General features: G+C 72.7%; 15 protein-coding genes. 2 read left to right on the top strand and 13 right to left on the bottom strand.

Annotated features, from left to right (window positions below; translation table 11 throughout):
• Nucleotides 1-36: 36 nt before the first annotated feature.
• The 12 genes from BMZ16_RS05785 to BMZ16_RS05730 all read right to left on the bottom strand — a co-directional run bounded on the left by BMZ16_RS05785 (nt 37) and on the right by BMZ16_RS05730 (nt 20637).
• The gene (locus tag BMZ16_RS05785) at nt 37-1242 is read right to left on the bottom strand and encodes an ROK family transcriptional regulator (protein WP_089798550.1); all 1206 of its coding nucleotides are present in this window, start codon (nt 1240-1242) and stop codon (nt 37-39) included.
• A gap of 126 nt (nt 1243-1368) precedes the next feature.
• A complete protein-coding gene (gene mmsB / locus BMZ16_RS05780) occupies nt 1369-2547 on the bottom strand; it encodes a multiple monosaccharide ABC transporter permease (protein ID WP_089798549.1) in 1179 nt (392 codons plus the stop codon).
• Nucleotides 2544-4100: a multiple monosaccharide ABC transporter ATP-binding protein gene (gene mmsA, locus BMZ16_RS05775; RefSeq protein ID WP_089798548.1), complete on the bottom strand. Its 1557-nt coding sequence runs from the start codon at nt 4098-4100 to the stop codon at nt 2544-2546. Before mmsA (BMZ16_RS05775) ends, mmsB (BMZ16_RS05780) begins: the two co-directional genes overlap by 4 nt.
• A gap of 80 nt (nt 4101-4180) precedes the next feature.
• Nucleotides 4181-5338 (bottom strand): multiple monosaccharide ABC transporter substrate-binding protein, encoded by a 1158-nt coding sequence (gene chvE, locus BMZ16_RS05770; RefSeq protein WP_089798547.1) that lies wholly within the window; start codon nt 5336-5338, stop codon nt 4181-4183.
• Nucleotides 5339-5689: 351 nt separating this feature from the next.
• Entirely contained in the window at nt 5690-6472 is a 783-nt protein-coding gene (locus BMZ16_RS05765) for an ATP-binding cassette domain-containing protein (protein WP_089798546.1), read from the bottom strand.
• Between the two features lie 66 nt (nt 6473-6538).
• Entirely contained in the window at nt 6539-7771 is a 1233-nt protein-coding gene (locus BMZ16_RS05760) for an ROK family transcriptional regulator (RefSeq protein WP_089798545.1), read from the bottom strand.
• A gap of 47 nt (nt 7772-7818) precedes the next feature.
• The gene (mmsB, locus tag BMZ16_RS05755; RefSeq protein ID WP_089798544.1) at nt 7819-9060 is read right to left on the bottom strand and encodes a multiple monosaccharide ABC transporter permease; all 1242 of its coding nucleotides are present in this window, start codon (nt 9058-9060) and stop codon (nt 7819-7821) included.
• Nucleotides 9057-10604: a multiple monosaccharide ABC transporter ATP-binding protein gene (gene mmsA / locus BMZ16_RS05750; protein ID WP_089798543.1), complete on the bottom strand. Its 1548-nt coding sequence runs from the start codon at nt 10602-10604 to the stop codon at nt 9057-9059. Before mmsA (BMZ16_RS05750) ends, mmsB (BMZ16_RS05755) begins: the two co-directional genes overlap by 4 nt.
• An 86-nt stretch (nt 10605-10690) precedes the next feature.
• Nucleotides 10691-11818 (bottom strand): multiple monosaccharide ABC transporter substrate-binding protein, encoded by a 1128-nt coding sequence (gene chvE, locus BMZ16_RS05745; RefSeq protein WP_089798542.1) that lies wholly within the window; start codon nt 11816-11818, stop codon nt 10691-10693.
• Nucleotides 11819-12087: 269 nt separating this feature from the next.
• Entirely contained in the window at nt 12088-18006 is a 5919-nt protein-coding gene (gene pulA, locus BMZ16_RS05740) for a pullulanase-type alpha-1,6-glucosidase (RefSeq protein ID WP_089798541.1), read from the bottom strand.
• A 285-nt stretch (nt 18007-18291) separates the two neighbouring features.
• Nucleotides 18292-19284 carry a malate dehydrogenase gene (locus BMZ16_RS05735; RefSeq protein WP_089798540.1) on the bottom strand — a complete coding sequence of 331 codons (993 nt, stop codon included), beginning with the start codon at nt 19282-19284 and terminating at the stop codon, nt 18292-18294.
• Between the two features lie 135 nt (nt 19285-19419).
• Nucleotides 19420-20637 (bottom strand): NADP-dependent isocitrate dehydrogenase, encoded by a 1218-nt coding sequence (locus BMZ16_RS05730; RefSeq protein WP_089798539.1) that lies wholly within the window; start codon nt 20635-20637, stop codon nt 19420-19422.
• Between the two features lie 248 nt (nt 20638-20885).
• Here BMZ16_RS05730 and BMZ16_RS05725 point away from each other — a divergent pair, with 248 nt between their 5' ends.
• On the top strand, nt 20886-22046 hold the full coding sequence (locus tag BMZ16_RS05725) for an aquaporin (RefSeq protein WP_089798538.1): 1161 nt from the start codon (nt 20886-20888) through the stop codon (nt 22044-22046).
• Between the two features lie 153 nt (nt 22047-22199).
• On the opposite strand, the gene BMZ16_RS05720 is transcribed toward BMZ16_RS05725, so the two are convergent.
• On the bottom strand, nt 22200-22589 hold the full coding sequence (locus BMZ16_RS05720; RefSeq protein ID WP_255366373.1) for a DUF3017 domain-containing protein: 390 nt from the start codon (nt 22587-22589) through the stop codon (nt 22200-22202).
• Nucleotides 22590-22998: 409 nt separating this feature from the next.
• On the opposite strand from BMZ16_RS05720, the gene BMZ16_RS05715 reads away from it, so the two are divergent.
• Complete coding sequence (locus BMZ16_RS05715) at nt 22999-24273, top strand: NAD(P)/FAD-dependent oxidoreductase (protein WP_089798537.1); 1275 nt, start codon at nt 22999-23001, stop codon at nt 24271-24273.
• The last annotated feature ends 46 nt before the right edge of the window (nt 24274-24319 follow it).

Below are 24319 nucleotides of genomic sequence, written 5' to 3'. Positions count from 1 at the left end.
CAGTGAAACCCTCGTGCAGGGGCGCGTCAAACCTCGTCATGAGCCGCCTCCGGCGGGAGTGTCCGAGTGGTCGGCGATGTCCGGTGCGCCGCCCACGGCGGCCTGGTCCGTGGCCTCGAGCGCCATCGCGAGCGCGCCGAGCACGGACGCCCGCACCCCCAGCTCACCGGGGACGACGTCGAGCGTGGCGACCTGGTTGAGCGGCACCCGGCGCGCGATCGCCTCACGCATCGGCTGCACCAGCACGTCACCGGTCTGCGCGAGCTCGCCGCCCACGACGATGCACTGCGGGTTGACGACCATGGCCATGCCCGCCACGACCCCGCCGATGACGGCGCCGGCGTCGGCGACGACCTGCCGGCACCCGGGGTCCCCCTCCACAGCGCGCTGCACCACGTCGCGGATGGTCAGCGCGCCGTGCGTCTCGGTGAGCGGCTCCACCAGCGCCGGGTACCCGACCACGGTGTCGAGGCAGCCGCGCGAGCCGCACCGGCAGATGCGTCCCTGCGGGTCGACCTGGACGTGCCCGATCTCCCCCGCCGTGCCGCCGAACCCCCGGTGGAGGTGCCCGGACAGCACGATGCCGGCGCCCGTCCCCGCACCGACCGACACGTACACGACGTCCTGGTAGCCGCGCGCGGCCCCGAACCTGCTCTCGGCCAGCGCGCCGAGGTTGGCCTCGTTGTCGACCAGCACCGGCTTGGCCAGCCGCTTGGCCAGCACGTGCACGACGGGGACCTCGTCCCAGCCGCGCAGCACCCCCCGCACCGTGACGAGGCCCGTGCCGGGCTCGACGGGCGCCGGCAGCCCGACGCCCAGCCCCAGCAGGTCGTCGAGCGAGGCGCCCAGACGTTCCAGGAGGTCGACGACCAGCAGGGCCGCGCGGTCCAGCGTGGTGTCGGCACGGTGCTCGGCGGGCAGCGGCAGGCTCTGCTCGGCGACGATCTCGCGCGTGACGTCCGCGAGCGCGACCCGCAGGTGCCGGCGGCCGACGTCGACGCCCGCGGCCAGCCCCGTGCGTCGGGCGATGGTGACGAGCTGTGCGCGCCGCCCGGAGCGGATGGTGCTGCGGGTGTCCACGGCACCGGCGGCCAGCAGCTCCTTGACGATCGAGCTGACGGTGGCGGGTGACAGGCCCGTCGCGGCGGTGAGCTCGACCTGGGTGAGGCCGCCGTACCGCTTGACCGTCTCGACGACGAGAGCGCGGTTGGCGCCCCGGAGGGACGACTGCGATCCCGACATCGGTCCCCTCACGTCGGCCGAGCCTACTGGCGGCACTGCGGCGCGCGGGGCACATCGCCCCGGGCGCGGTGCGCGCCGACGGGGACGGACCCGCGCCGGGGGTCCCGGCGCGGGTCCGTCGTGGCGTCAGCGCGCGTCGGCGCGACGCTTGTTCCAGACGTCGAAGGCGACGGCCAGGAGGAGCACGAGGCCCTTGACCATCTGCTGGATCGACTGCGGCACGCCCATCAGCTGCATGCCGTTGCTCATGACGGCCATGATGAGCGCACCGGTCATGGCGCCGGTCACCCGACCCACGCCGCCGGTGGTCGAGGCGCCGCCGATGAAGGCGGCGGCGATCGCGTCGAGCTCGAACATGTTGCCCGCGCTCGGCTGCGCGCCGTTCATGCGCGACGAGAACACGACACCGGCGACGCCGGCCAGCAGACCCATGTTCACGTAGGTCCAGAAGGTCACGACACGGACCTTCACACCGGACAGCTGGGCGGCGTTCAGGTTGCCGCCGATCGCGTAGACGTGACGCCCGAAGACCGAGCGCTGCGTGACCACGGAGTACGCCAGGATCAGCACCGCGAGCAGGATCAGCACGTTCGGCAGGCCGCGGTACTGCGCGAGCTGGTACCCGAACCACATGACGACCACCGCGACGGCGACGATCTTGCCGACGAAGATCGGCATGGACTCCACGACCTGCTGGTACGCGATGCGCCCGCGGCGCGTGCGCCACTGGCTGACGGCGTACCCCGCCACGGCGACGGCGAAGATCACGAGCGTGAAGACGTCGACGCCGTAACCCCCGAACCAGCCGTTCGTGGAGAACCCGTTGGCGATGTCGTAGTACGTGCCACCGAAGGGCGACAGCGAGACGTTGTCGAGGACCCGGTACGTCATGCCGCGGAAGAGCAGCATGCCGGCCAGGGTGACGATGAAGCCGGGGATCCCGACGTACGCGACCCAGAAGCCCTGCCACATCCCGACCAGGACACCGACGAGCAGCGCCGCCAGCACGCCGATCCACCAGGGCGCGCCGTGCCGGATGACCAGCACGCCGGCCACGGCGCCGGTGAGCGCGACGACCGACCCGACGGACAGGTCGATCTGTCCCAGCACGATCACCATGACCATGCCGATGGCCAGGATGAGGATGTAGGAGTACTGCAGGACGATGTTCGTCAGGTTGCCCGGGCTGAGGAAGTTCGAGTTCATCAACGAGAACATCAGCACGATGATCACGAACGCGACGAAGATCCCGCTCTGGCGGAGGTTTCGCGTCACCATGTCTCCGAAGCCGGCGATGGCCGTCATGATGCAAGGTCCTTTGCTGTCTCGCGCTCGATGGTCATGAGCTCCATCAGCCGCTCCTGGGTGGCCTGTGCGACGGGCACCTCACCGGTGATGCGCCCGAACGCCAGGGTGTAGATCCGGTCGCAGATGCCGAGCAGCTCGGGCAGCTCGGAGGAGATGACGACGACCGCCTTCCCCGCCGCGACCATCCGGTTGATGATCGTGTAGATCTCGTACTTCGCCCCGACGTCGATGCCGCGTGTGGGCTCGTCGAGGATCAGCACGTCGGGCTCGGTGTACAGCCACTTGGCGAGCACGACCTTCTGCTGGTTGCCGCCGGACAGCTTGCCGGTCAGCGCCATGACGGTCGGGGCCTTGATGTTCAGGCTCGCGCGGTACTCCTCCGCGACCTTGATCTCCTCGTTGCCGTTGACCCAGCCCCGGGGGGCGAGGCGGCGGAGACCGGCGGCGGAGACGTTGCGGCGGATGTCCTCGATGAGGTTCAGGCCGTAGCGCTTGCGGTCCTCGGTGGCGTACGCCAGCCCGTGCGAGATCGCCGAGTCCACGTCGCGGACGGTGATCTCCTGCCCGTTCTTGTAGATGCGCCCGGAGATGCCGCGGCCGTACGAGCGGCCGAAGATGCTCATCGCGAGCTCGGTGCGTCCCGCGCCCATCAGGCCGGCGATGCCGACGACCTCGCCCGCGCGCACGGTGAACGAGGCACCGTCGATCACGACGCGGTCCGACTGGGTGGGGTGGTGCACGGTCCAGTCCTCGACGCGCAGCACCTCGTCGCCGATGGCGGGCGTGCGCTCCGGGTACCGGTGCTCGAGGTCCCGGCCGACCATCCCGCGGATGATCCGGTCCTGGGTCGAGCCCGGCTCGGACATGTCCATCGTCTCGATGGTCCGGCCGTCGCGGATGATGGTCGTGCGGTCCGCGATCTCGGCGATCTCGTTCAGCTTGTGGCTGATGATGATCGACGTGATGCCCTGCTCCTTGAGGTGACGCAGCAGACCGAGCAGGTGCTCGGAGTCCGTGTCGTTCAGCGCGGCGGTGGGCTCGTCGAGGATGAGCAGCTTGACCTGCTTCGACAGCGCCTTCGCGATCTCGATGAGCTGCTGCTTGCCGACACCCAGGTGCGACACCTGCGTCGTGGGGTTCTCGGCGAGGCCCACCCGGGCCAGCAGCTTCGCGGCCTCGGAGTTGGCCTTGTTCCAGTCGATCAGCGGGCCGCCGGCCCGGACCTCGTTGCCGAGGAAGATGTTCTCCGCGACCGAGAGGTACGGCACCAGCGCGAGCTCCTGGTGGATGATGACGATCCCGCGTCCCTCGGAGTCGTTGATCGAGCCGAACTCGACCTCCTCGCCCTCGAAGACGATGGCGCCGTCGTAGCTGCCGTGCGGGTAGACGCCGGACAGGACCTTCATGAGGGTCGACTTGCCGGCGCCGTTCTCCCCGCAGATGGCGTGGATCTCGCCGCGCCGCACGGTCAGGTTGACGTCCTGCAGCGCCTTGACCCCCGGGAAGGTCTTGGTGATGGACCGCATCTCGAGGATGTCGCTGTGGTCCATGACCCCTCCGTTCAGTGGTGGTGATGGGGCTGGTGCTGCGCGGCCCGGCCGGGGTGACCGGCCGGGCCGCGCAGGCGGGGTCAGTCGGAGACGCCCGACTTGACCTCGTCAGCCGTCCAGTAGCCCGAGTCCACCAGGAGCGGGGTGATGTCGTCCGTGAACACGGTGTCGACGTCGAGCAGGTACGAGGGCACGACCTTCTTGCCGTTGTCGTACGTCTCGGTGTCGTTCGCCTCGGGCTCGTCGCCGTTGATGAACGCCTCGGTCACCTTGATGGACTGCTCCGCGAGCTTGCGGGTGTCCTTGAAGATCGTCGAGGACTGCACACCGTCGGCGATGAGCTTGACGGAGGCGACCTCGGCGTCCTGACCGGTGACGATCGGCAGGCCGGCCTCGATGGTCGGGCCCTGGCCGACGCCCTGCAGCGCGGTGATGATGCCGCGCGAGATGCCGTCGAACGGCGAGAGCACACCGGCGAGCGTCGAGCCGTCGGAGTACGTGGAGGTCAGCAGGTCCTCCATGCGCTTCTGCGCGGCCTCCTGCGACCAGCGCAGCGTGGCGACCGTGTCGAAGTCGGTCTGGCCGGACTTCACGACGAGCGTGCCGTCGGTGATGTACGGGTCGAGGACCGACATGGCGCCCTCGAAGAAGAACCCGGCGTTGTTGTCGTCCGGCGAGCCGGCGAAGAGCTCGATGTTGAAGGGGCCGGTGACGTCGGCGACCTCGACACCCGTCTCGTCGAGGATGCCCATGCCCCGCAGCAGCGCGGTGCCCTGGGCGACGCCGACCGCGAAGTTGTCGAACGTGACGTAGAAGTCGACGTTGTCGCTGTCGCGGATGAGGCGGTCGTAGGCGATGACCGGGATGTTCTGCGCAGCCGCGTTCTCCAGCTGGCTGGTCAGCGCCGTGCCGTCGATCGACGCGATGATCAGGACGTCCGCACCGCTGGTGATCATCTGGTCGATCTGCTGCGTCTGCGTCGGGATGTCGTCGCCCGCGTACTGCAGGTCGACCTTGTACCCGAGCTTCTCCAGCCCCTCCTTGACGGCGTTGCCGTCGGCGATCCACCGCTCCGAGGTCTCGGTCGGCATGGCGACGCCGATGGTGATGTCGCCCTTCTCGGCGCCGCCCCCGGCGCCCTCCGTGCTGTCGGTGCTGCCCGCACCGCCGCCGCCGCAGGCGGCAAGGCTCAGCGCCAGCGCTCCAGCCGCCGCCGCCGTGGTGATCCTGCGTCGCATCTCTGTGCTCCTTCTCGTCGTCGAGAGGTTCCGGTCCCGAACTCATCGGGCGCCCGAGCGCGGTCGCTGCGCCGCGACCGACCGGAGGCTCCGGCTGCGTCGGGCGTGTCGACAGGGCGTCGTCGTCCCGTGCAGTGGGCACACTCTGCTTTCGTTCGGAACCCGAAGTCAACCCCGGAGGACTGTCTCTTGGTTGCGAACTCATCACGACTTGGTCACGCTGCTGCGGGACGAGCGGCGTGAGAGCGCGACCAACCACCCGGACGGGGTCCAGCACCCCCACGCGGGCCGCGCGCGAGGGACGTCCCCCGGGAACGCCGCGGGATGCGCGGGGCGCGACCCCGCCCGCCGTCAGGACCGCGCGGCGGCCGGGCTCCGGGGGCCGTCCGGGCGCAGCGCACCGGTGATGGCCGCCAGGATCTGCTCGTACCCCGTGGTGCGGGCGTCGAACGAGCCGTTGTTGCGGCCGTGGCGCAGCACCTCGATGCGGTCGGCGACCGACCGCACGTCCGTCATGTTGTGGCTGATGAGGATCACACCCAGCCCCAGGTCCCGCAGCGCCTCGATGTGCAGCAGCACCTCCGCGGTCTGCGCCACCGACAGGGCCGCCGTCGGCTCGTCCAGCACGACGATGCGCGGGTCGCCGATGAGCGTGCGCGCGATCGCGACGGACTGCCGCTGCCCGGCCGAGAGGCTCGCCAGCGGCACCCGCACGGACGGGATCCGGCTCGTCAGGTCGTGGAGGATGCGCCGGGCCATCTGCTCCATGCGCTCGTCGTCGCGGACGCCGCGGGCGTCGCGCAGCTCCCGACCGAGGAACAGGTTGGAGGTGACGTCGAGGTTGTCGCACAGGGCCAGGTCCTGGAAGACCGTCGCCACACCCAGGGCGTGCGCGGCCGCCGGCGTGGGGATGCTCACCGGCACGCCCTCGATCTCGACCAGCCCCGTGTCGGGCGTGAGGACGCCCGCGACCGTCTTGGCCAGGGTGGACTTGCCGGCACCGTTGTCACCGACCAGGGCCACGACCTCGTGGCGGTGCACGTCGAGGTCGACACCGACGAGCGCCTCGACCCCACCGAACCGCTTGCTGACACCACGCATCGACAGCAGCGGGACCCGCGACCCGTCAGTCATGCCTGGACCCACCCGCTCCTCGTCGCGCACGCACCAGATGCAGTGAATCCCCCTGCTCTCCCCCGGTCAACCCTCGCCGTCCCGGACCCCGGCCCCGGCCCCGTCCCCGTCGAGCAGCACGTCCTCCGGCGCACGGACCGGCACGTCCGCCGCGCGCAGCGCCAGCACCAGCGCCCCCATGACCTCCGCACGCTGCCCCAGCTGCGCGGGCACCACCTCCAGCGGGGCGATCTGGTTGGGCAGGACCCCGCGCCGCACCGACTCACGCAACGGACCGAGCAGCACCTCGCCGGTCTCCGACAGCTCCCCGCCCACCACGACGCACTGCGGGTTGACCGCCGTGCCCAGCCCCGCGACCACCGCCCCGATCGCGGCACCGGCGTCCGCGACCACCCGCACGAACCCGGGATCGCCCTGGCGCGTCCGCGCGATCACGTCGCGCAGCGCGAGCGAGCCGTGCGTCGCGCGCAGCGGCTCCACCAGCGCCGTCGCCCCCACCACCGTGTCGAGGCAGCCGCGCGAGCCGCACCGGCAGATGTGCCCCGTCGGGTCCACCTGCACGTGCCCGATCTCCCCGGCCGTGCCCGCGAAGCCCCGGTGCACCTGGCCGCTGATGACGATGCCCGCCCCGGTGCCGTAGGACGCGCGCACGTAGACCGCGTCGCGGTAGCCGCGGGCCGCGCCGAGCGTCGCCTCCGCGAGCGCCCCGAGGTTCGCGTCGTTGTCCACGTGCACCGGGCGCCCCAGCCGCTTGGTGAGCACCTGGCCCAGGTGCTCACCCTCCCAGCCGCGCATCACGCCCGGCACCGAGACCATGCCGGTGTCCGTGTCGACGGGCGCGGGCACCCCCACGCCGATCCCCACGACCTCCTCGAGGTCCGACCCGATGCGCTCCAGCATCTCCATGACCAGCAGCGCCGCCCGGTCGAGCGTCGTGTCCGACGGGTGCTCGTACGGCAGCGGCAGGGCCTGCTCGGCCACCACCTCGTGCGCGAAGTCCCCGAGCGCGACGCGCAGGTGCCGGTGGCCGACCTGCACCCCGACCGCCAGCCCGACGCGACGCGCGAGCGTGACGAGCTGCGCCCGGCGCCCGCTGCGCGTCGTGACCGCGGTCTCGACGACCCCCGCGGCCAGCAGCTCGCGCACGATCGTCGAGACCGTCGCCTGGGACAGGCCCGTGGCGGCGGCGAGCTCGACCTGCGTGAGCCCGCCGTACCGCTGCACCGTCCCGACGACGAGCCCCTTGTTGGCCTCGCGCAGGGCGGTCTGCGAACCCGCTGCCGCCCCTCGCCTGCTCACCGTCGCAACCTACCGGCGCGCACGGCCCCCGCCGCGCCGCCGCGCCCCTACTGCGTGCCCGCCCGCCGCTTGTTGAGCAGGTCGAACGCGACGGCGAGCAGCAGCACCATGCCCTTGATGGCCATCTGCCACGACGGGTCGACGGACATGATCGACAGGCCCATGTTGAGCACGCCCATGATGAGCGCGCCGATGATCGCCCCGGAGATCCGACCGATGCCCCCGGTGACGGCCGCACCGCCGATGAAGCACGCGGCGATGGCGTCGAGCTCGTACCCCTGCCCGGCCGCGGCGATCGCCGCGCCGGCACGGGCGGTGGTGACCACTGCCGCGACACCGGCCAGGAACCCGATGTTGACGAAGATCCAGAAGTCGACCTTGCGCGTGCTCACGCCGGACAGCGCGGCGGCCTGGCGGTTGCCGCCGATCGCGTAGATGTGCCGGCCGAAGACCGTGCGCCCCATGAGGAACGAGTACACGACGACCAGCACGCCGACGATCACGAGCACGATGGGCGTGCCGCCGGCCGAGAACGACAGGATGACGGTGAGGACGCCGATGCCGACGGCGATCATGGCGATCTTGGCCAGGAACAGCCCCGCCGCCTCGACGTGCAGGTCGTGCCTGCGCAGCGCCCGGCGCGCCCGCACCTGCGTCAGCACGATGGCACCGACCGTGATCGCGCCGATGAGCAGCGTGAGCGCGTCCATGTTGCCGACGTACCCGAGCAGCTCGCTGGGCAGGTAGCCCTTGGCGATGCGGATGAAGGCCGGCGGCAGGCCCGCGAGCGTCTCCCCGACGACGACCAGCGCGAGACCCCGGAACACCAGCATGCCCGCGAGCGTCACGATGAACGCCGGGATCCCCACGTACGCGACCCAGAACCCCTGCCAGGCGCCCACCAGCGCGCCGACCGCCAGCCCGACGAGCACGGCCGTGGTCCACGGCAGCCCGATCGGGTCGCGCATCGTCACCGCGACGATGCCGCCGACGAACGCGACGACGGACCCCACCGACAGGTCGATGTGACCGGCCACGATGACCATGACCATGCCGATCGCCAGGATCATCACGTAGGCGTTCTGCTGGAACAGCGCCGCGAGGTTGTTGGCGAGCAGCAGCTTGCCGTCGGTGAGGACCTGGAACAGCAGGACGATGACGACGAGGGCGCCGAAGATCCCGTACTGGCGGGCGTTGCCGCCCAGCCCCTGCAGCCGCTGTCCCAGGGAGACGCGCGGTGCGTCCGGGGGTGTCGGGGAGGGGACGTTGACGTCGGTGGTGGTGCTCATCGGGCGATCCCGTCCTTGTCCATCGTCATGAAGTGCATGAGGTGCTCCTGGGTCGCGTCGGCCCGGGCCACCTCGCCCGTGACCCGGCCCTGGCTGAGCGTGTAGATGCGGTCGCAGACCCCGATCAGCTCGGGCAGCTCCGAGGAGATGACGACCACACCCTTCCCGGCCTCCGCGAGGCGGTTGATGATCGTGTAGATCTCGTACTTCGCCCCCACGTCGATCCCCCGGGTGGGCTCGTCGAGGATGAGGACGTCCGGGTCGGCGTGCAGCCACTTGGCGAGCACGACCTTCTGCTGGTTGCCGCCCGAGAGCTTGCCGACCAGCGCCCGGACCGAGGGCGTCCGGATGTTGAGCTCCGTGCGGTACCGCTCGGCGACCTTGGTCTCCTCCTCCCGGTCGACGACGCCACCGCGCGCCAGGGTGCCGAGCGACGCCGCGGAGATGTTGTGCTGCACGGTGTCGATGAGGTTGAGCCCGAACCGCTTGCGGTCCTCGGTGGCGTACGCGATGCCGTGGGAGATGGCCTCCTGGACGGTCGTGGCGGTGACCTCGTGGCCGTCCTTGTAGAGCCGGCCCGAGATCCGGGTGCCGTAGGAGCGGCCGAAGACGCTCATCGCGAGCTCGGTGCGGCCGGCGCCCATGAGGCCGGCGAGACCGACGATCTCCCCGCGGCGCACCGTCAGGCTCGCGCCGTCGACGACCTTGCGCGCCTGGTCGATCGGGTGGTGCACCGTCCAGTCCTCGATGCGCAGCACCTCCTCGCCGATCGCGGGCGTGTGCTCGGGGAACCGGTGGTCCAGCGGGCGGCCGACCATCCCCCGGATGATGCGCTCCTCGCTGACGGTCTCGTCCCCGTGCATGTCGAGGGACTCGATGGTGCGGCCGTCACGCAGGATCGTCGTGGTGTCGGCGATCGCCTCGATCTCGTTCAGCTTGTGACTGATGATGATCGAGGTGATGCCCTCCTCGCGCAGACCGCGGATGAGGCCGAGCAGGTGCGCGCTGTCCTCGTCGTTGAGGGCCGCGGTCGGCTCGTCGAGGATGAGCAGCCGCACCTCCTTCGACAGGGCCTTCGCGATCTCGACCAGCTGCTGCTTGCCGACGCCGATGTCGCTGACGCGGGTGTCGGGACGCTCCGCGAGCCCGACGCGGTCGAGCAGGCGCGCGGCCTCGGCGTTGGTGCGATTCCAGTCGACGACGCCGCGCTCGGCACGCTCGTTGCCGAGGAAGATGTTCTCGGCGATCGAGAGGTACGGGGACAGCGCCAGCTCCTGGTGGATGATCACGATCCCCCGGCGCTCGGAGTCGCGGATGCCGCGGAACTCCTGCACCTCGCCGTCGAGGACGACGTCGCCCGCGTAGGCGCCGTGCGGGTAGATGCCCGAGAGCACCTTCATCAGGGTCGACTTGCCGGCGCCGTTCTCCCCGCAGATCGCGTGGATCTCGCCGCGCCGCACGGCCAGGGTGACGTCCGCCAGGGCCTTGACGCCGGGGAACGTCTTGGTGATGCCGCGCATCTCGAGGATGTGCTCGGTGTCCATGTGTCCTCGCTGGTGGTCCGGGCAGGGCCGTGACGTCGGGGCGGCACCGGCCGCGCGACCGGGCGGTCGCGCGGCCGGTGCGGGTCTCACATGCCCAGGTCGGAGGCCTGGTAGAAGCCCGAGTCGACGAGCACGTCGACCGTGTCCGGCGTGATGACCTGCGGCGGCAGCAGGTAGGTCGGCACGACCTTCTCGCCGTTGTCGTACGTCTCCTCGTCGTTCACCTCGACCGTGTCGCCGGCGACGATCTGGTCGACCATCGTGGCGACCTGGTCACCGAGCGCACGGGTGTCCTTCCAGACCGACATGGCCTGCTTGCCGGCGATCATGTTGAGCACGTTGGCCTGGTCGGCGTCCTGACCGGTGAGCACCGGGTAGTCCGGTCCGGCGGCGTAGCCGGCGCCCTCGAGCGCCTGTGCGATGCCCAGCGCCAGCGAGTCGTTGGGCGAGAGCACGACGTCGACCTGGGTGCCACCGGCGTAGAACGAGTTCAGCCGGTTCTCCATCTCGGACTGCGCCGTGTCGGAGCTCCAGCCCTGGATGCCGATCGAGGCCCAGTCGTCGTTGGACTGCGGCCCCTTGCCCGACGGGACGACGAGCTGCCCGCTCTCGACGTACGGGGACAGCACGTCCCACGCACCGGCGAAGAAGAACTTCGCGTTGTTGTCGTCCGGGGACCCGGCGAACGGCTCGAGGTTGAACGGCCCGGCGCCGCCGGGCAGGTCGAGCGCCTCCTCGATGAACTCGCCCTGCATCGTGCCCACGCCGTAGTTGTCGAACGTCGCGTAGTAGTCGACGTTGGGCGTGTCGTTGATGAGGCGGTCGTAGGCGATGACCGTGATGCCGGCGTCCGCCGCCTGGTCGAGGGTCGGCCCGAGGGCCGTGCCGTCGATCGACGCGATCACCAGGATGTCCGCGCCCTGGTTGATCATGTTCTCGAGCTGGGTGATCTGCTGATCCACCTTGTTGTCGGCGTACTGCAGGCTCGTCTCGTACCCCGCGTCGGTCAGCAGCTCCTCGAGGTGCGAGCCGTCGCGGTTCCACCGCTCCAGGCTCTTGGTCGGCATCGCGATGCCGACGAGCATGTCCTCCGCGTCGCCGCTGTCGGTGCTGCCGGACCCGGTGTCGCGCTCGCTGCTGCAGGCCGCCATGGACCCGACGAGCACACCCGCGGCGACCATCGCGATCGCACTCTTCCTCCACGCCAGTGACATCGTTGTCGCTCCCTCGTCGTGCCGCGAGCCGGTCGGGACACGGGGGTCCGGGTCCCTGTCCGGCGACGGTGCCGGTCAGCCGTACGGCTTCGCGTTGCATTCAAGACCTGAACGCTAGACGGGGCAAGGGCCGTGACCATTCCGTGTCCTGACCGGAACATCCCGATCGCGCGGGAGCCGCAGCGCGCAGGAGACCGTGCAGACCAGGAGCATCCCGACGGCAGACCGGGCCGTGCCTTCGAGGACTGAAGCCACGGCCCGGTGCGGGCTCACCCGCAGAGACCCGGGAGCCAGCGCCCCAGCACGCCGCACGCACCGCCCCACCCGCCGCCGCCGGCACCGCCCCACCAGCCGCCGCCGGCACCGGGACGCGCGTCCTCGACGAGCACGGCCACGGTCCGCGGCGGGACCACCACGGTCCCGGTCGCCCGGTCGTACGTGGTCCCCCGCACCACCGGGTCGGCCCCGCTCGCCTGCACGGGCGAGAGCGCGTACCGCCGACCGGCGAGGGCGTCGACCGTCTGCGTCGTCGGCTCGTCGGACGCGTTGACCACGACCAGCAGCCCGTCGAGCCGCGGGTCCACGTCCGCGCGCGGACGCCACGAGCCCGCGCGCCGACCCGCGCGGTCGTCGACGTGCATGACGACGACGCCCGGTGCCGCGTCGGGGCCGGACCCGGGGAAGGTGACCTTCTCCTCGATCAGCCGCGCGTCCCCGAGCCGGAACAGGCGCGTCGAGGAGCGCAGCTCCAGCAGCTCCGCGGACGCGGTCGCGGCCGTCGCGATGTCGGCGGGCGTGGGGACCAGCGCGGGGTCGGCCAGCAGCGGCTGCTGGAACCCCCACTTCGCCTCGTTGTCCGGCGCCGGCGGCAGCCCACGGCCGAAGCCGTTGTCCTGCTGCGACCAGTCGACCTCGTTGAACCAGTCCCCCGAGTCGTAGGAGTTGCGGTCCAGCGACTTGCTGCGCAGCAGGTCGGCGCCCGCGTGCCAGAACGACGGCGTCTGGGCGAGGGTCGCCGTCGCGAGCGAGACGGTGTTCATCCGCACCCGGTCCGCCATGGGGGTGCCCGGCGGCAGCTTGAGGTACAGGTTGTCGAACAGCGTCTCGTTGTCGTGCGCGTCGACGTACGTGACGACCTCCTCCGGGGAGTCGGCGTACCCGGCCGGCTGCCCGTTGTAGTCCAGCTGGTCGCCCCGGCGCACCGTGCCGTCGCTCGCGAGCAGCCGGAAGTCCCGCAGGTCGCCGGCCATGCCGAGCCGGACCAGGTCCCCCTGGTGCTGCACCCGGGCGAGCTGCTCGTCCGCGGTGCCGTTGACCGGCGCGCCGTTCGGGTCGGTGAACGCACCGGAGCCGAAGCCCTGCAGCCGCGGGTCCTCGTCGAACGGGCCGCCGCCGCGGACCGCGTCACGCAGCCGGTCGGAGAACGTGCCGATGCCCGTCCCGCCGAGCTGTCCCTGCGTGGCCTGCTCGAACAAGCGGTCGTCCGCCACCTCGCCGAAGTTCCAGCCCTCGCCGTACAGGTAGACGGCGGAGCCGTCGACGCCGTCACGGCGCGGCGTCAGCCGGTCCAGCGCGGCGCGGACCTTCTCCATGGTCTGGCGCGAGTGGTGGCCCATGAGGTCGAAGCGGAAGCCGTCGACCTTGTGGTCCCGGGCCCACGTCACGACCGAGTCGACCATCATCTTCTCGGCCATCGCGTGCTCGGTCGCCACGTTCTGGCAGCACGTCGACGTCTCCACCCGGCCGGTCGCGTCCAGCCGGTGGTAGTAGCCGGGCACGACGCGGTCCAGCACGCTCGTCGCGTCCTGCCCGCTGGCCGCCGTGTGGTTGAACACCTGGTCGAGGACCACCTGCAGGCCGTCGGCGTGCAGCGCCCCGACCATGGACCGGAACTCCGCGATCCGCGCGCCCCCGTGGGCGTCCACCGCGTACGAGCCCTCGGGCGCGGTCCAGTGCCACGGGTCGTAGCCCCAGTTGAACGCGTCCTGCCCCGCGACGGCGCGGACGCACTCCTGCTGCTCCGGCGAGTCCGGGGGCAGCGACGCGAGGTCGCAGTCCGGCGTCGCCTGCGCGTCCCGGTCCTCCTCGATCGACGCGATGTCGAACGTGGGCAGCAGGTGCACCGTGGTCAGCCCCGCGTCGGCGAGCGCGCGCAGGTGGTCGCGGCCGTCGCTGCTGCGCACGGCGAACGCGCCGTACGTGCCGCGCAGCCGCTCGGGCACCGTCTCGTCGGAGATCGAGAAGTCCCGCACGTGCAGCTCGTAGATCGTCTGGTCCACGGGCCGCACGACGGGCTGCCGCGTGCGCTCCCACTGCCGCGGGCGGTAGCGGGCGTCGTCGAGGTCGACGAGCACGCCGTGCGTCGAGTTCAGCGTGAGCGCCACCGCGTACGGGTCGGTGACACGGTTGACCTCGATCGCGCCCGTGGTGGGCGCGTAGACCGTCACCTCCCAGAGGTACGCCGCACCGGCCCAGGTACGGGGCCCGGCCGCGGTCCACGAGCCGTCGGACTGCCGCGTCGCGGCGGTCCGCACGGGCTCGGCCGTCGTGTCGACGTCTCCGCGCCGGTCGGCGGGCCACACCAGCAGGTCGACGTCCTGCGCGGTGGGCGCCCACAGCGCGAGCGACGGGGCGCCCTTCGCCCAGGTGGTGCCGAGCGTGCGCTGCGCGGCAGGCGCGCCGTAGAGGTCGTCGAGCACGCCCGGCACCTGGACGCCCGTGACCGCCTGCGCGACGTCCTGCGCGTCGGCCTGCCGCACGAGCAGCTCACCCGTGAGCAGCCGCTCGACCGTGGTGCGGTCCGCGTCGACGCGCAGCGCGAGGTACCCGGCGAGGGCAGGGAACCGGACGCGCTGGGCCTCGGTCAACCCACCGGGCACCACCGCGAGCGCGACCTCCTCGCCGCCGGTGACCTGCCCGTCGACGACCTCGAGGGTGGCGTCGGCGGAGCCGTGCAGCGTGAACGCGAGCGTCGTGGGGTCCGTCCCGGGCGGGACGAGCGTCACCGGCCAGGCGAGCGTGCGGGCGTCGACCCAGTGCGCGGCGAGCTGTCCCGTGCCCGGCAGGGGCGGGTCGGTCGCCTGCACGGTCAGCACGTGGGTCGCCAGGTCGTACGTGAACGTGACGGGCGCTCCGCCCGGTGCCGAGAAGACGAGGTTCGCGCCGCCGCGGACACCGTCGACGCCGTAGTTCTCCTCCCACGACAGGCCGTGGGCGACCTTGACCTCGTAGGTGCCGGCCGCCAGGTCCGGCAGCGTGAGCGTCGCGGTGCCGTCACCGTCGCCGTCCACCAGGGCGGTCGCCAGGCACGCCGGGTCCCAGTCGGCCGCGCACCCCGCCTCGCTCTGGTACGACCCCGGCAGCGTGAGCAGCGCGCCCTGCGCCGACGACGTCACCTGGTGCGTGGTCGCGTCGTACACGAACGTCACCTGCTGCGGTCCGTCGCCCGTGACGGTGTACGCGATGTCGTCGCCGCCCGGCGCGCCGCCCGCGCCGTAGTTCTCGTCCCAGGTGCCGCCCACGGCGACCTTGTACGCGTACGAGCCCGGCGGGAGGCTGAACGTCCCGGAGTACACCAGGCCGTTGGTCGAGGTCAGGCGCGCGGCCTCGCAGCCGGGCTGCCAGTCGCCCGGGCAGCCCATCGCGGCGTTGTGGCTGCCGGGGACCGTGACCAGCGTGTCGCCCGGCCCGGCCGGCGGCGCGACGCCGTCGACCGCGACCCCGACGCTGCCGTACGTCGACGCGGCGCTGCGGGCACCGGCGGCGTCCTCGCGCACGGCGCGGTACTCCACGAGGGTGCCGGGGGCCAGGTCCGTGACGTCGTGGTAGACACGCGGCGTCGTCGTCTCGGCCGTGCCGAGGGGCGCCCAGGTGCCGCCGCCGACCACCCGGTAGGCGAACGACGTGGCGGCGGGCACGTCCTCCGCGATGTCGGCCGCCACGGGGGCGAGGCCCTCGAGGGCCGCACCCGGCGCCGGCACCGTGAGCGTGATCGCGTCGTCGCCGGTCGCGACCGTGGCACCGGCCCGCAGCACCGTCGCACCGAACGGCGGGACGGTGAGCGTGACGGCGCCGTCGCCGTCCGCGGTGACCGGCGTGCCGTCGACCACGCCCGTGCCGGACGTCGTCAGCAGCGGGGTGAAGGACGCGCCGGGCGTCAGCGTGTCGACCGTGACGGTGGCCGGGGTCGCGGCGTTGTTGAGCGCGACGAGGTGCTCGACGTCGTCGTCCCCGACCCGCGAGAACGCGTAGACCGGCCCGTCGGCGTACCGCTCGACCTGCGCACCGGTGGCCAGCGCCGGCGTCGACGCCCGCAGGTCCGCGAGCGCCGCGACGTGCGCGTAGAGCGGCGCACCGGTGTCGTACCGGTCCACCGAGCCCGCCGGGGTGCCGTCCAGCAGCGCCTGGTCGGCGTACTCGTCGACCTGCGTGGCGAAGAGCGACTGCCGGGCGTCCTTGTCCCCGCCGCCCAGGTCGCCGTCGCCGACGAACCCCTGCTCGTCGCCGTAGTAGACGACCGGCTGCCCGCGCGTGAGGTACATGAGGGAGTGCGCCAGGCCGGAACGGGCCTGCGGGTCGCCCGCGTCCTTGACGGCGTACCCGATACGGCCCATGTCGTGGTTGCCGAGGAAGGTCGGCAGCGCCTGCGCGTTGCTCGTGGGCGTGGTGTAGAGGTCGTCACCCGCGAACAGCCCTCGCAGCCCTGCCGCGGACAGGCCCTTGGCGTAGTTCGCGGCCGCGGCCTGGAACGAGAAGTCGAGGACGGCGTTCATGTCCGTCTCGCGCACGTAGGGCGCGGTGAGCGCGGGGTCCGCGTCGTACACCTCGCCGAACATGAAGAAGTCCGGGTTGCCTGCCGCCGTCGCGTGCTGCGCGACCCGCGTGGTGAACACGTCCCAGAACTCGCGGTCCACGTGCTTGACCGTGTCGATGCGGAAGCCGTCCACACCGAGGTCGACCCACGCCTCGTAGACGTCGACGAAGCCGTCCACGACCGTGGGGTGCTCGGTCATGAGGTCGTCCAGGCCGCTGAAGTCGCCGTACGTGACGGACTCCCCGGTCCAGGTGGAGTCACCGCGGTTGTGGTAGAGCGTCGGGTCGTTGAGCCAGGCCGGGACCTTGAGGTCGGCGTCGGCGGGGTCGACCACGGGGGTGTACGGGAACGACGTCGCGGCGTCGAGCTCCGGGAAGTCGTCGGTGCCGGCGAAGTCCGCGGGGTCGAACGCCGCGCCGGACGCGTCGCGGTACGGCACGGTCGCCTGGTCGACGTACGTGCGGGTGCCCTCGGCGTAGTCGATGACGTCGGCCGTGTGGTTGGTGATGATGTCGAAGTAGACCTTGATGCCGCGCGCGTGGGCGTCGTCGATGAGCGCCTCGAGCTCGGCGTTCGTGCCCAGGTGCGGGTCGATCCGCGTGAAGTCCGTGATCCAGTAGCCGTGGTACCCGGCCGACGCGTCGGCGCCCGTCCCCTGCACCGGGCGGTTGAGGAACGACGGCGTGAGCCAGATCGCGGTGGTGCCCAGACCCTCGATGTAGTCGAGCCGCTCCCGCAGGCCCGCCAGGTCGCCGCCGTGGTAGAAGCCCTTGTCGCTGGGGTCCAGGCCGGTGGTCAGCCGGTCGCCCGTCAGGCCGCCCGTGTCGTTCGCGGGGTCGCCGTTGGCGAACCGGTCCGTGAGGACGAAGTAGAAGCTCTCCCCCGCCCCCGGGTCACGCACCGGGTCGGCGACCAGCGGCGCGTCGGCACCGGTGTAGCCGCCGGCGAGGTCCTCGACGGCCACCGACGTGCGGTGCGTGGCGTCGTCGTAGGTGAACGTGAGGTCCGCCGGGCCGGCGAGCACGAGCGGGGTGTTCGTGTCGGTGCCGTCGGCGCCGTACGACGCGTCCCAGGTGCCGTCGAGCGCCACCTGCCACTCGTGGCTGCCGCCGGGGACGGTGAACGTCGCCGCGAACCGGCCGGGCACGTCGGTCGGCGCGAGCGTCGTCGCAGCGCACGCGGGGTCCCAGTCGGCCGCGCACCCCAGCTCGTCCTGCAGGCTGCCGACGAGCACGACGGAACCCGCGGTGGCGGCCGCCGCCGGGAGCGTGAGTGCGAGGGCGCCGCCGGCGGCGACGGCTGCGGCCGCGGTCGCGGCGACGAGCCGCCGGGCCGTGCGGGCAGCGGGTGGACGGAGCGGGGTGCGGCCTGCCATCAGGACTCCTTCGTCGCGGCACGCCGTCGTGCCGTCGGTGGCTCGTCCTGCGACCGTAACCCGTTGCAAGAACTTGCAGCAAGGGTTTCGGTCAGAGCGGACCGACCAGGAGGACCCGGACGGACCGGTCCGACCCCCGACGCACGACCGAGGACGCCCCCTCGCCCGGTGCCACACTCGACCCGTGGGCACCGTCGACGACCACCTCGCACACCGACGCCGTCCGCGCGCTCGTCACCGCCCGGCGCGCGCACATCGAGGGCTGACCGGGGCGCCCGCCCGCCGTCAGACGAGCCCGAGCGCGCGCACCGCCTCGCGCTCCTCGACGAGCTCGGCCACGGACGCGGCGATCCGCTCGCGCGAGAACGCGTCGACGTCCAGGTCGGGGACGATCGTGTAGGCGCCGTCGGCCGCGGTCACCGGGAACGACGAGATCAGCCCCTCCGGCACCCCGTACGACCCGTCCGAGACCACGCCCGCCGACGTCCAGTCCCCCGCGGGCGTGCCGTGCACCCACGTGTGCACGTGGTCGATCGCGGCGTTCGCAGCCGATGCCGCCGACGACGCACCGCGCGCCTCGATGATCGCGGCGCCCCGCTTGGCGACCGTCGGGATGAACGTGTCGCGCACCCACGCGTCGTCGCCGACGACCTCGAGCGCGGGCCGCCCGCCGATCGTCGCGTGCGTGAGGTCGGGGTACTGGGTGGCGGAGTGGTTGCCCCAGATCGCGAGCCGCGCCATGTCGTCGATCGCCGCACCGGTCCGCAGGCGCAGCTGGGCCAGCGCGCGGTTGTGGTCGAGGCGGGTCATGGCCGTGAACCGCTCCGCCGGGACGTCCGGCGCGTGGGCCGACGCGATGTACGCGTTGGTGTTGGCGGGGTTGCCGACCACGAGCACCCGCACGTCAGCGGCGGCGCCCTCGTTGATCGCCGCCCCCTGGGGGCCGAAGATCCCACCGTTCGCGCTCAGCAGGTCACCACGCTCCATGCCCTTGGTGCGCGGGCGGGCACCGACGAGGAGCGCGACGTTCACGCCGTCGAAGGCCGCCTTCGCGTCGTCCGTGACGTCGATGCCGTCGAGCAGCGGGAACGCGCAGTCGTCGAGCTCCATCGCGACGCCCTCGGCAGCCTTCACCGCGGGCGGGATCTCGAGCATCCGCAGCCGGACCGGTGTGTCGGGGCCGAGCAGCTGGCCCGACGCGATGCGGAACGCGAGGGCGTAGCCGATCTGGCCGGCGGCGCCGGTGACGGTGACGACAGCGGGCGTGGTGACGGACACGGAGGGGCTCCTTCGGTCGACCGATGGGCGGCGCGACGCCTCGGCGTCGACGCCTGCGTCGAACCTACCGGAGCGGCACGCACGACGGCGCCCTCCCCGTGCGGGGAGGGCGCCGTCATGGCACGCTGTCGGGTGTCAGCCCAGCCGCGCGGCGAGGTTCTCGTCGAGGGCTGCGAGGAACTCCTCGGTCGTCAGCCACGGCTGCTCGGGACCGACGAGCATCGCGAGGTCCTTCGTCATCTTGCCGCTCTCGACGGTCTTGACGACGACGTCCTCGAGGGTCTCCGCGAACTGCGTGACCTCGGGCGTGCCGTCCAGCTTGCCGCGGTGCTTGAGGCCGCCGGTCCAGGCGAAGATGGACGCGATCGGGTTGGTCGACGTCGGCTTGCCGGCCTGGTGCTGGCGGTAGTGCCGCGTCACCGTGCCGTGCGCCGCCTCGGCCTCGACCGTCTTGCCGTCGGGCGTCATGAGGACGGACGTCATGAGGCCGAGCGAGCCGAAGCCCTGCGCGACGGTGTCGGACTGGACGTCACCGTCGTAGTTCTTGCACGCCCAGACGTAGCCGCCCTCCCACTTCATCGCGGCGGCGACCATGTCGTCGATCAGGCGGTGCTCGTACGTGAGGCCCGCGGCCTCGAACTTGTCCTTGTACTCGGTCTCGAAGACCTCGGCGAAGATGTCCTTGAACGCACCGTCGTACGCCTTGAGGATCGTGTTCTTCGTCGAGAGGTACACCGGGTAGCCCCGCTGCAGGCCGTACGAGAACGAGGCCCGCGCGAAGTCGCGGATCGACTCGTTGAAGTTGTACATGCCCATCGCGACGCCGCCCGCCTCGGGCATCGTCACGACCTCGAACTGCTGGGGCTCGGAGCCGTCGGCCGGCTCGAACGTCATCGTGATCTTCCCGGCGCCGGGCACCTTGAAGTTCGTCGACTTGTACTGGTCGCCGTGGGCGTGACGGCCGATGATGATCGGCTTGTTCCAGCCCGGCACCAGCCGCGGGATGTTCGAGATGATGATCGGCTCGCGGAAGACGACGCCGCCGAGGATGTTGCGGATCGTGCCGTTGGGCGAGACCCACATCTTCTTCAGGCCGAACTCCTCGACGCGCGCCTCGTCCGGCGTGATCGTCGCGCACTTGACGCCGACGCCGTGCTCCTTGATGGCGTGCGCGGCGTCGATGGTCACCTGGTCGTCGGTCGCGTCCCGGTTCTGGATCGACAGGTCGTAGTACCGCAGGTCGATGTCGAGGTACGGGTGGATCAGGCGGTCCTTGATGAACTGCCAGATGATGCGCGTCATCTCGTCGCCGTCGAGCTCGACGACCGGGCCGACGACCTTGATCTTCGCCATGCGGGGGCCTGCCTCCTGTGCCAGTGGGTGTGGCGGCCAGGTTACTCGACATCGAGAGACCTCGGAGGCTCCCGGCGCTGCAGCCGTCCGCCCCGCGGCCCGCCCCTGCGCACCTGCGGCCCGGGCTGGCATGCTGGGCTTGCGTAGTTCGCCCCAGTGTCGCCCGTGCCACGCCCGTCCACCGGACGCAGCCCGACGGCATCGCGGCACCGACCGGTGGCCCGGCCACCTGACACGACAGGACCGACATGTCCCAGCAGAAGCCAGAGACACCCGACGGCATCCCGGAGCCCGGCGACACGACGGCCGCAGGCGCCGCGCCGCAGCCGACGGCGAGCGAGCCGGTCGAGGAGGTCGTCGTCGAGGAGGTCGTCGTCGAGGAGCCGGTCGCCCGGCCCGCGACCGGCACCGAGCCCGCCGCCGCGGCCGCCGCACCCCCGGCGCCCGCCACACCTCCGGCACCCGCCACGCCGCCCGCCCCGGCCGCGGCCACGGACGTCGACGACGAGGACGAGGACGACGACGACGACGACGACGACGAGACGAGCACGGGTGAGCAGTACGTCGTGCCCGCCGGGACCGTCGTCGCCGCCGCCCCCGGCCTGCCCGCACGGCTCGGCGCCGAGGCGTTCGGCACGTTCTTCCTCGTGCTGACCGGCGTCGGCATCGCGCTGTACGCGTCGTTCAGCAACGTCGGCGGTGGCCTCGGCGTCGCCCTCGGCTTCGGTGTCGCGGTCCTCGCGGCCATCGTCGCGGTCGGTCACGTCTCGGGCGGCCACTTCAACCCCGCCGTCACGCTCGGCGCCTGCCTCGCGGGCCGCACGCCCTTCCGCGACCTGCTGCCCTACTGGCTCGCCCAGGTCGTCGGCGGCACGATCGCCGCGGCCGTGCTGTTCCTCACGGTCCCGACCACGCTCCCCGCCCTGCTCAGCCAGGGCGCCGAGGCGAGCACCCGCTCGTTCTTCAGCGGCACCGCCAACGGGTTCGGCGAGCACTCCCCGCTGGCCCTGCTGTCGAACGGCCAGGCGGAGTTCGGCCTCGTGGCCGCGCTCCTGGTCGAGGTCGTGGCCACCGCCGTGTTCGTCGGCGTGATCCTGGGCGCCACCGACCGGCGGGCCAACCGCCAGCACGTGCCCTTCGCCGTCGGCCTGACGCTGACCGTGATGCTGCTGCTGGCCACGCCGGTCACGAACGGCTCGCTGAACCCCGCCCGCTCGCTGGCGGCGGCCATCTTCTCCGACTCGTGGGCGCTCGAGCAGGTCTGGCTGTTCTGGGTCGCGCCGCTGCTGGGTGCGGCCATCGCCGCACTCGTCTACCGCGCGTTCGCGGCCGAGCCCGTCGAGGACTCCCTGTTCGGCGAGGACGAGCTCTACGTCGCCGACGAGGACGTGGTGGTCACGGAGCGCTGAGCCCGCGACACGCACCAGCACGAGGCCCGGGGAACCCCCCGGGCCTCGTGCCGTTCCGGGGTCGGCACGTCCGGCGGCGGGAGGGCCGCGACCGACGAGGGACGTCGCGCCGGCGCCGGGCCGAGCCGCCCGAGCCGCCCGTGGGACCGCGGGTCAGCGCAGCGGCACCAGCTGCGCGAGCACCAGCAGCGCGAGCGCCCCGCTCACCAGGACCGCGACGTCGACGGGCCGTGAGCGCACCGTGACGGCGACCGGCGCGTCCTTGCCGGCGCCGCGCACCACGGCGTAGCCCACCAGCAGCAGCGCCAGGACCCGCGTGCCCACCACGGCGTCGGTGAGGAACGTGACGACGACGGCCACCCCGATGCCCGACAGCGTCCACCACAGGGAGCTGTTGCGCCCGGCCGCCAGCGACGCACGCGCGATGCTGCGCGGGTCGAGCGGACGCTCCTCCGGCGGGACCTCCGGCGCCTCGGGCGGCCCGTCGGGCACCGTTCCCGCCGACGTCGCGGCCGGGACGGGCTCGGCGGGCTGTGCCGGCACGGGGGCCGCCGTCGGGGTGGGGAGGCTCGCCGGGCGCACGGGGGCGCCGGGAGGCCCGGCGGAGGTCGCGAACGGGGGTCCGACCGCCGGCCCGGACGCGGGGCGTCCGGTGCGCGGCGCCGCGACGTCGGCGCGGTCACGTGCGTCCGGTCGTGCGTCGGGACGGGCGTCGGGTCGTGTCGAGCGCGTCGGGGCCGCCGGCCGTGTGGGCGGCACGGGCCGCGGGGGCCACACCGGCTCGGAGCGGCCGGGCGCGGGCGTGCGCGCGGGACCCGACATCCGTGCGCTCCCTCCGACTTCGGTCGCCGCCGGGCGGGGCCACGACCCCCGCGACCCGCGGACGGCGACCCGCGGGCGTGCGCGGTGTGGGACCAGCGTACCGCTGCGGACCTCTCGTTACGGTGATCCCGTGACGTCCGATCCGCACCTCGTCCCCGACTCCCCCGCTCCCGTGCCGCCCGACGTCCTCGTGGTCGGGGGCGGTCTGGCCGCGCTGCGGACGGTGGCCGCGCTGCGCGAGCACGGCTACGACGGGACGGTCCGCGTGCTGGGGTCCGAGGGGGTGGAACCCTACGACCGTCCCCCGCTGTCGAAGCACCTGCTCGACCGGCCGACGCCCGCGTGGCTGGCCGACGACCTGGGCCACGACCTGCACGCGCTCGCCGACGAGGTGCACCTGGACCGGCCCGCGCGGGCCCTGCGACCCGCGGGCGGCGGGGGCGCCGTCGTCACGACCGACCGCGGCGACCTGGCCGCGGCGTGCGTGGTGCTGGCGACCGGCGCCCACGCGGTGACCGTGCCCGGCTGGCAGGCCCGCACGCTGCACACGGCTGCCGACGCCGACGCGCTGCGGACCGCGCTCGGCGTGTCGTCGCGTCGCCTCGTGGTCGTCGGCGCCGGCTGGATCGGCGCGGAGGTGGCCGGGGTCGCGGCGGCCGCCGGGCACGCGGTCACGGTGCTCGAGGCGCGTCCCGCACCGCTCGTCGCGGCGCTCGGCGAGCACGTGGGCGGGCTCACGGCCCCGTGGTACGCGGCGGCGGGCGTCGACCTGCGCACGGGCGTGCGGGTCGCCGGGGCGGACGACCGTGCGGTGCACCTGGCGGACGGCACCCACGTGCCGGCGGACGCCGTCCTGGTCGCCGTCGGCGCCCGCCCTGCCACCGGGTGGCTCGCCGGCGCCGTCCCCCTCCGGGGCGGCGCGGTGCCCGTCGACGAGTCGTACCGGGTGCTCGGGGCCTCGGGCCCGCTGCCCGGCCTGCACGCCGTGGGCGACGTCGCCGTGCGCCGGTCCCGTCGCCACGGCTGGGTGGCCGGCGGGCACTGGGACGAGGCGCTGCACGGGCCGGACGTGCTGGTGCGTCGGCTCCTGGGCGTGCCGGTCGAGGGACCCGAGGCGACCCCGTACGTCTTCTCGACCCAGCTGGGCCACGACCTCACCCTGTTCGGTCTGCCGGGCACCGACGACGCCGTGACGCTCCTGGGCGACCCCGCCGCGGGCGGCTGGACCGCCCTGTGGCACCGCGACGACACCGTCACCGGCGTGCTCGTGGTCGACCGGCCCCGGGACGTGGGTGCGGCCCGGCGCCTCCTGGCGCGCGACGACCTGCCGCGCGTGCCGCTGCCCGACGCACCGGCGCTGCCCGACGACCTGCGCACGCTGCTGCGGTCGGTCCCCGCCACCTGACCACCGCGGGGGGACGTGCGCGCGCCGGCGCCGCCCGCCCGTGCGG

Source organism: Cellulomonas sp. KH9 (assembly GCF_900114185.1).
In the GTDB taxonomy this organism is placed as follows: Bacteria; Actinomycetota; Actinomycetes; order Actinomycetales; family Cellulomonadaceae; genus Cellulomonas.
The sequence above is the reverse complement of the archived record's forward strand: the minus strand, read 5'-3'. Positions and strand labels throughout refer to the sequence as shown.

What these genes read in the sequence shown, in the direction of transcription:
- BMZ16_RS05765 (WP_089798546.1), bottom strand. Translation starts at nt 6,472, where the DNA reads ATGACTGACGGGTCGCGGGTCCCGCTGCTGTCGATGCGTGGTGTCAGC.
- BMZ16_RS05730 (WP_089798539.1), bottom strand. Translation starts at nt 20,637, where the DNA reads ATGGCGAAGATCAAGGTCGTCGGCCCGGTCGTCGAGCTCGACGGCGAC.
- mmsA (WP_089798548.1), bottom strand. Translation starts at nt 4,100, where the DNA reads ATGGACCACAGCGACATCCTCGAGATGCGGTCCATCACCAAGACCTTC.
- BMZ16_RS05725 (WP_089798538.1), top strand. Translation starts at nt 20,886, where the DNA reads ATGTCCCAGCAGAAGCCAGAGACACCCGACGGCATCCCGGAGCCCGGC.
- mmsB (WP_089798544.1), bottom strand. Translation starts at nt 9,060, where the DNA reads ATGAGCACCACCACCGACGTCAACGTCCCCTCCCCGACACCCCCGGAC.
- chvE (WP_089798542.1), bottom strand. Translation starts at nt 11,818, where the DNA reads ATGTCACTGGCGTGGAGGAAGAGTGCGATCGCGATGGTCGCCGCGGGT.
- chvE (WP_089798547.1), bottom strand. Translation starts at nt 5,338, where the DNA reads ATGCGACGCAGGATCACCACGGCGGCGGCGGCTGGAGCGCTGGCGCTG.
- mmsA (WP_089798543.1), bottom strand. Translation starts at nt 10,604, where the DNA reads ATGGACACCGAGCACATCCTCGAGATGCGCGGCATCACCAAGACGTTC.
- mmsB (WP_089798549.1), bottom strand. Translation starts at nt 2,547, where the DNA reads ATGACGGCCATCGCCGGCTTCGGAGACATGGTGACGCGAAACCTCCGC.
- pulA (WP_089798541.1), bottom strand. Translation starts at nt 18,006, where the DNA reads ATGGCAGGCCGCACCCCGCTCCGTCCACCCGCTGCCCGCACGGCCCGG.
- BMZ16_RS05785 (WP_089798550.1), bottom strand. Translation starts at nt 1,242, where the DNA reads ATGTCGGGATCGCAGTCGTCCCTCCGGGGCGCCAACCGCGCTCTCGTC.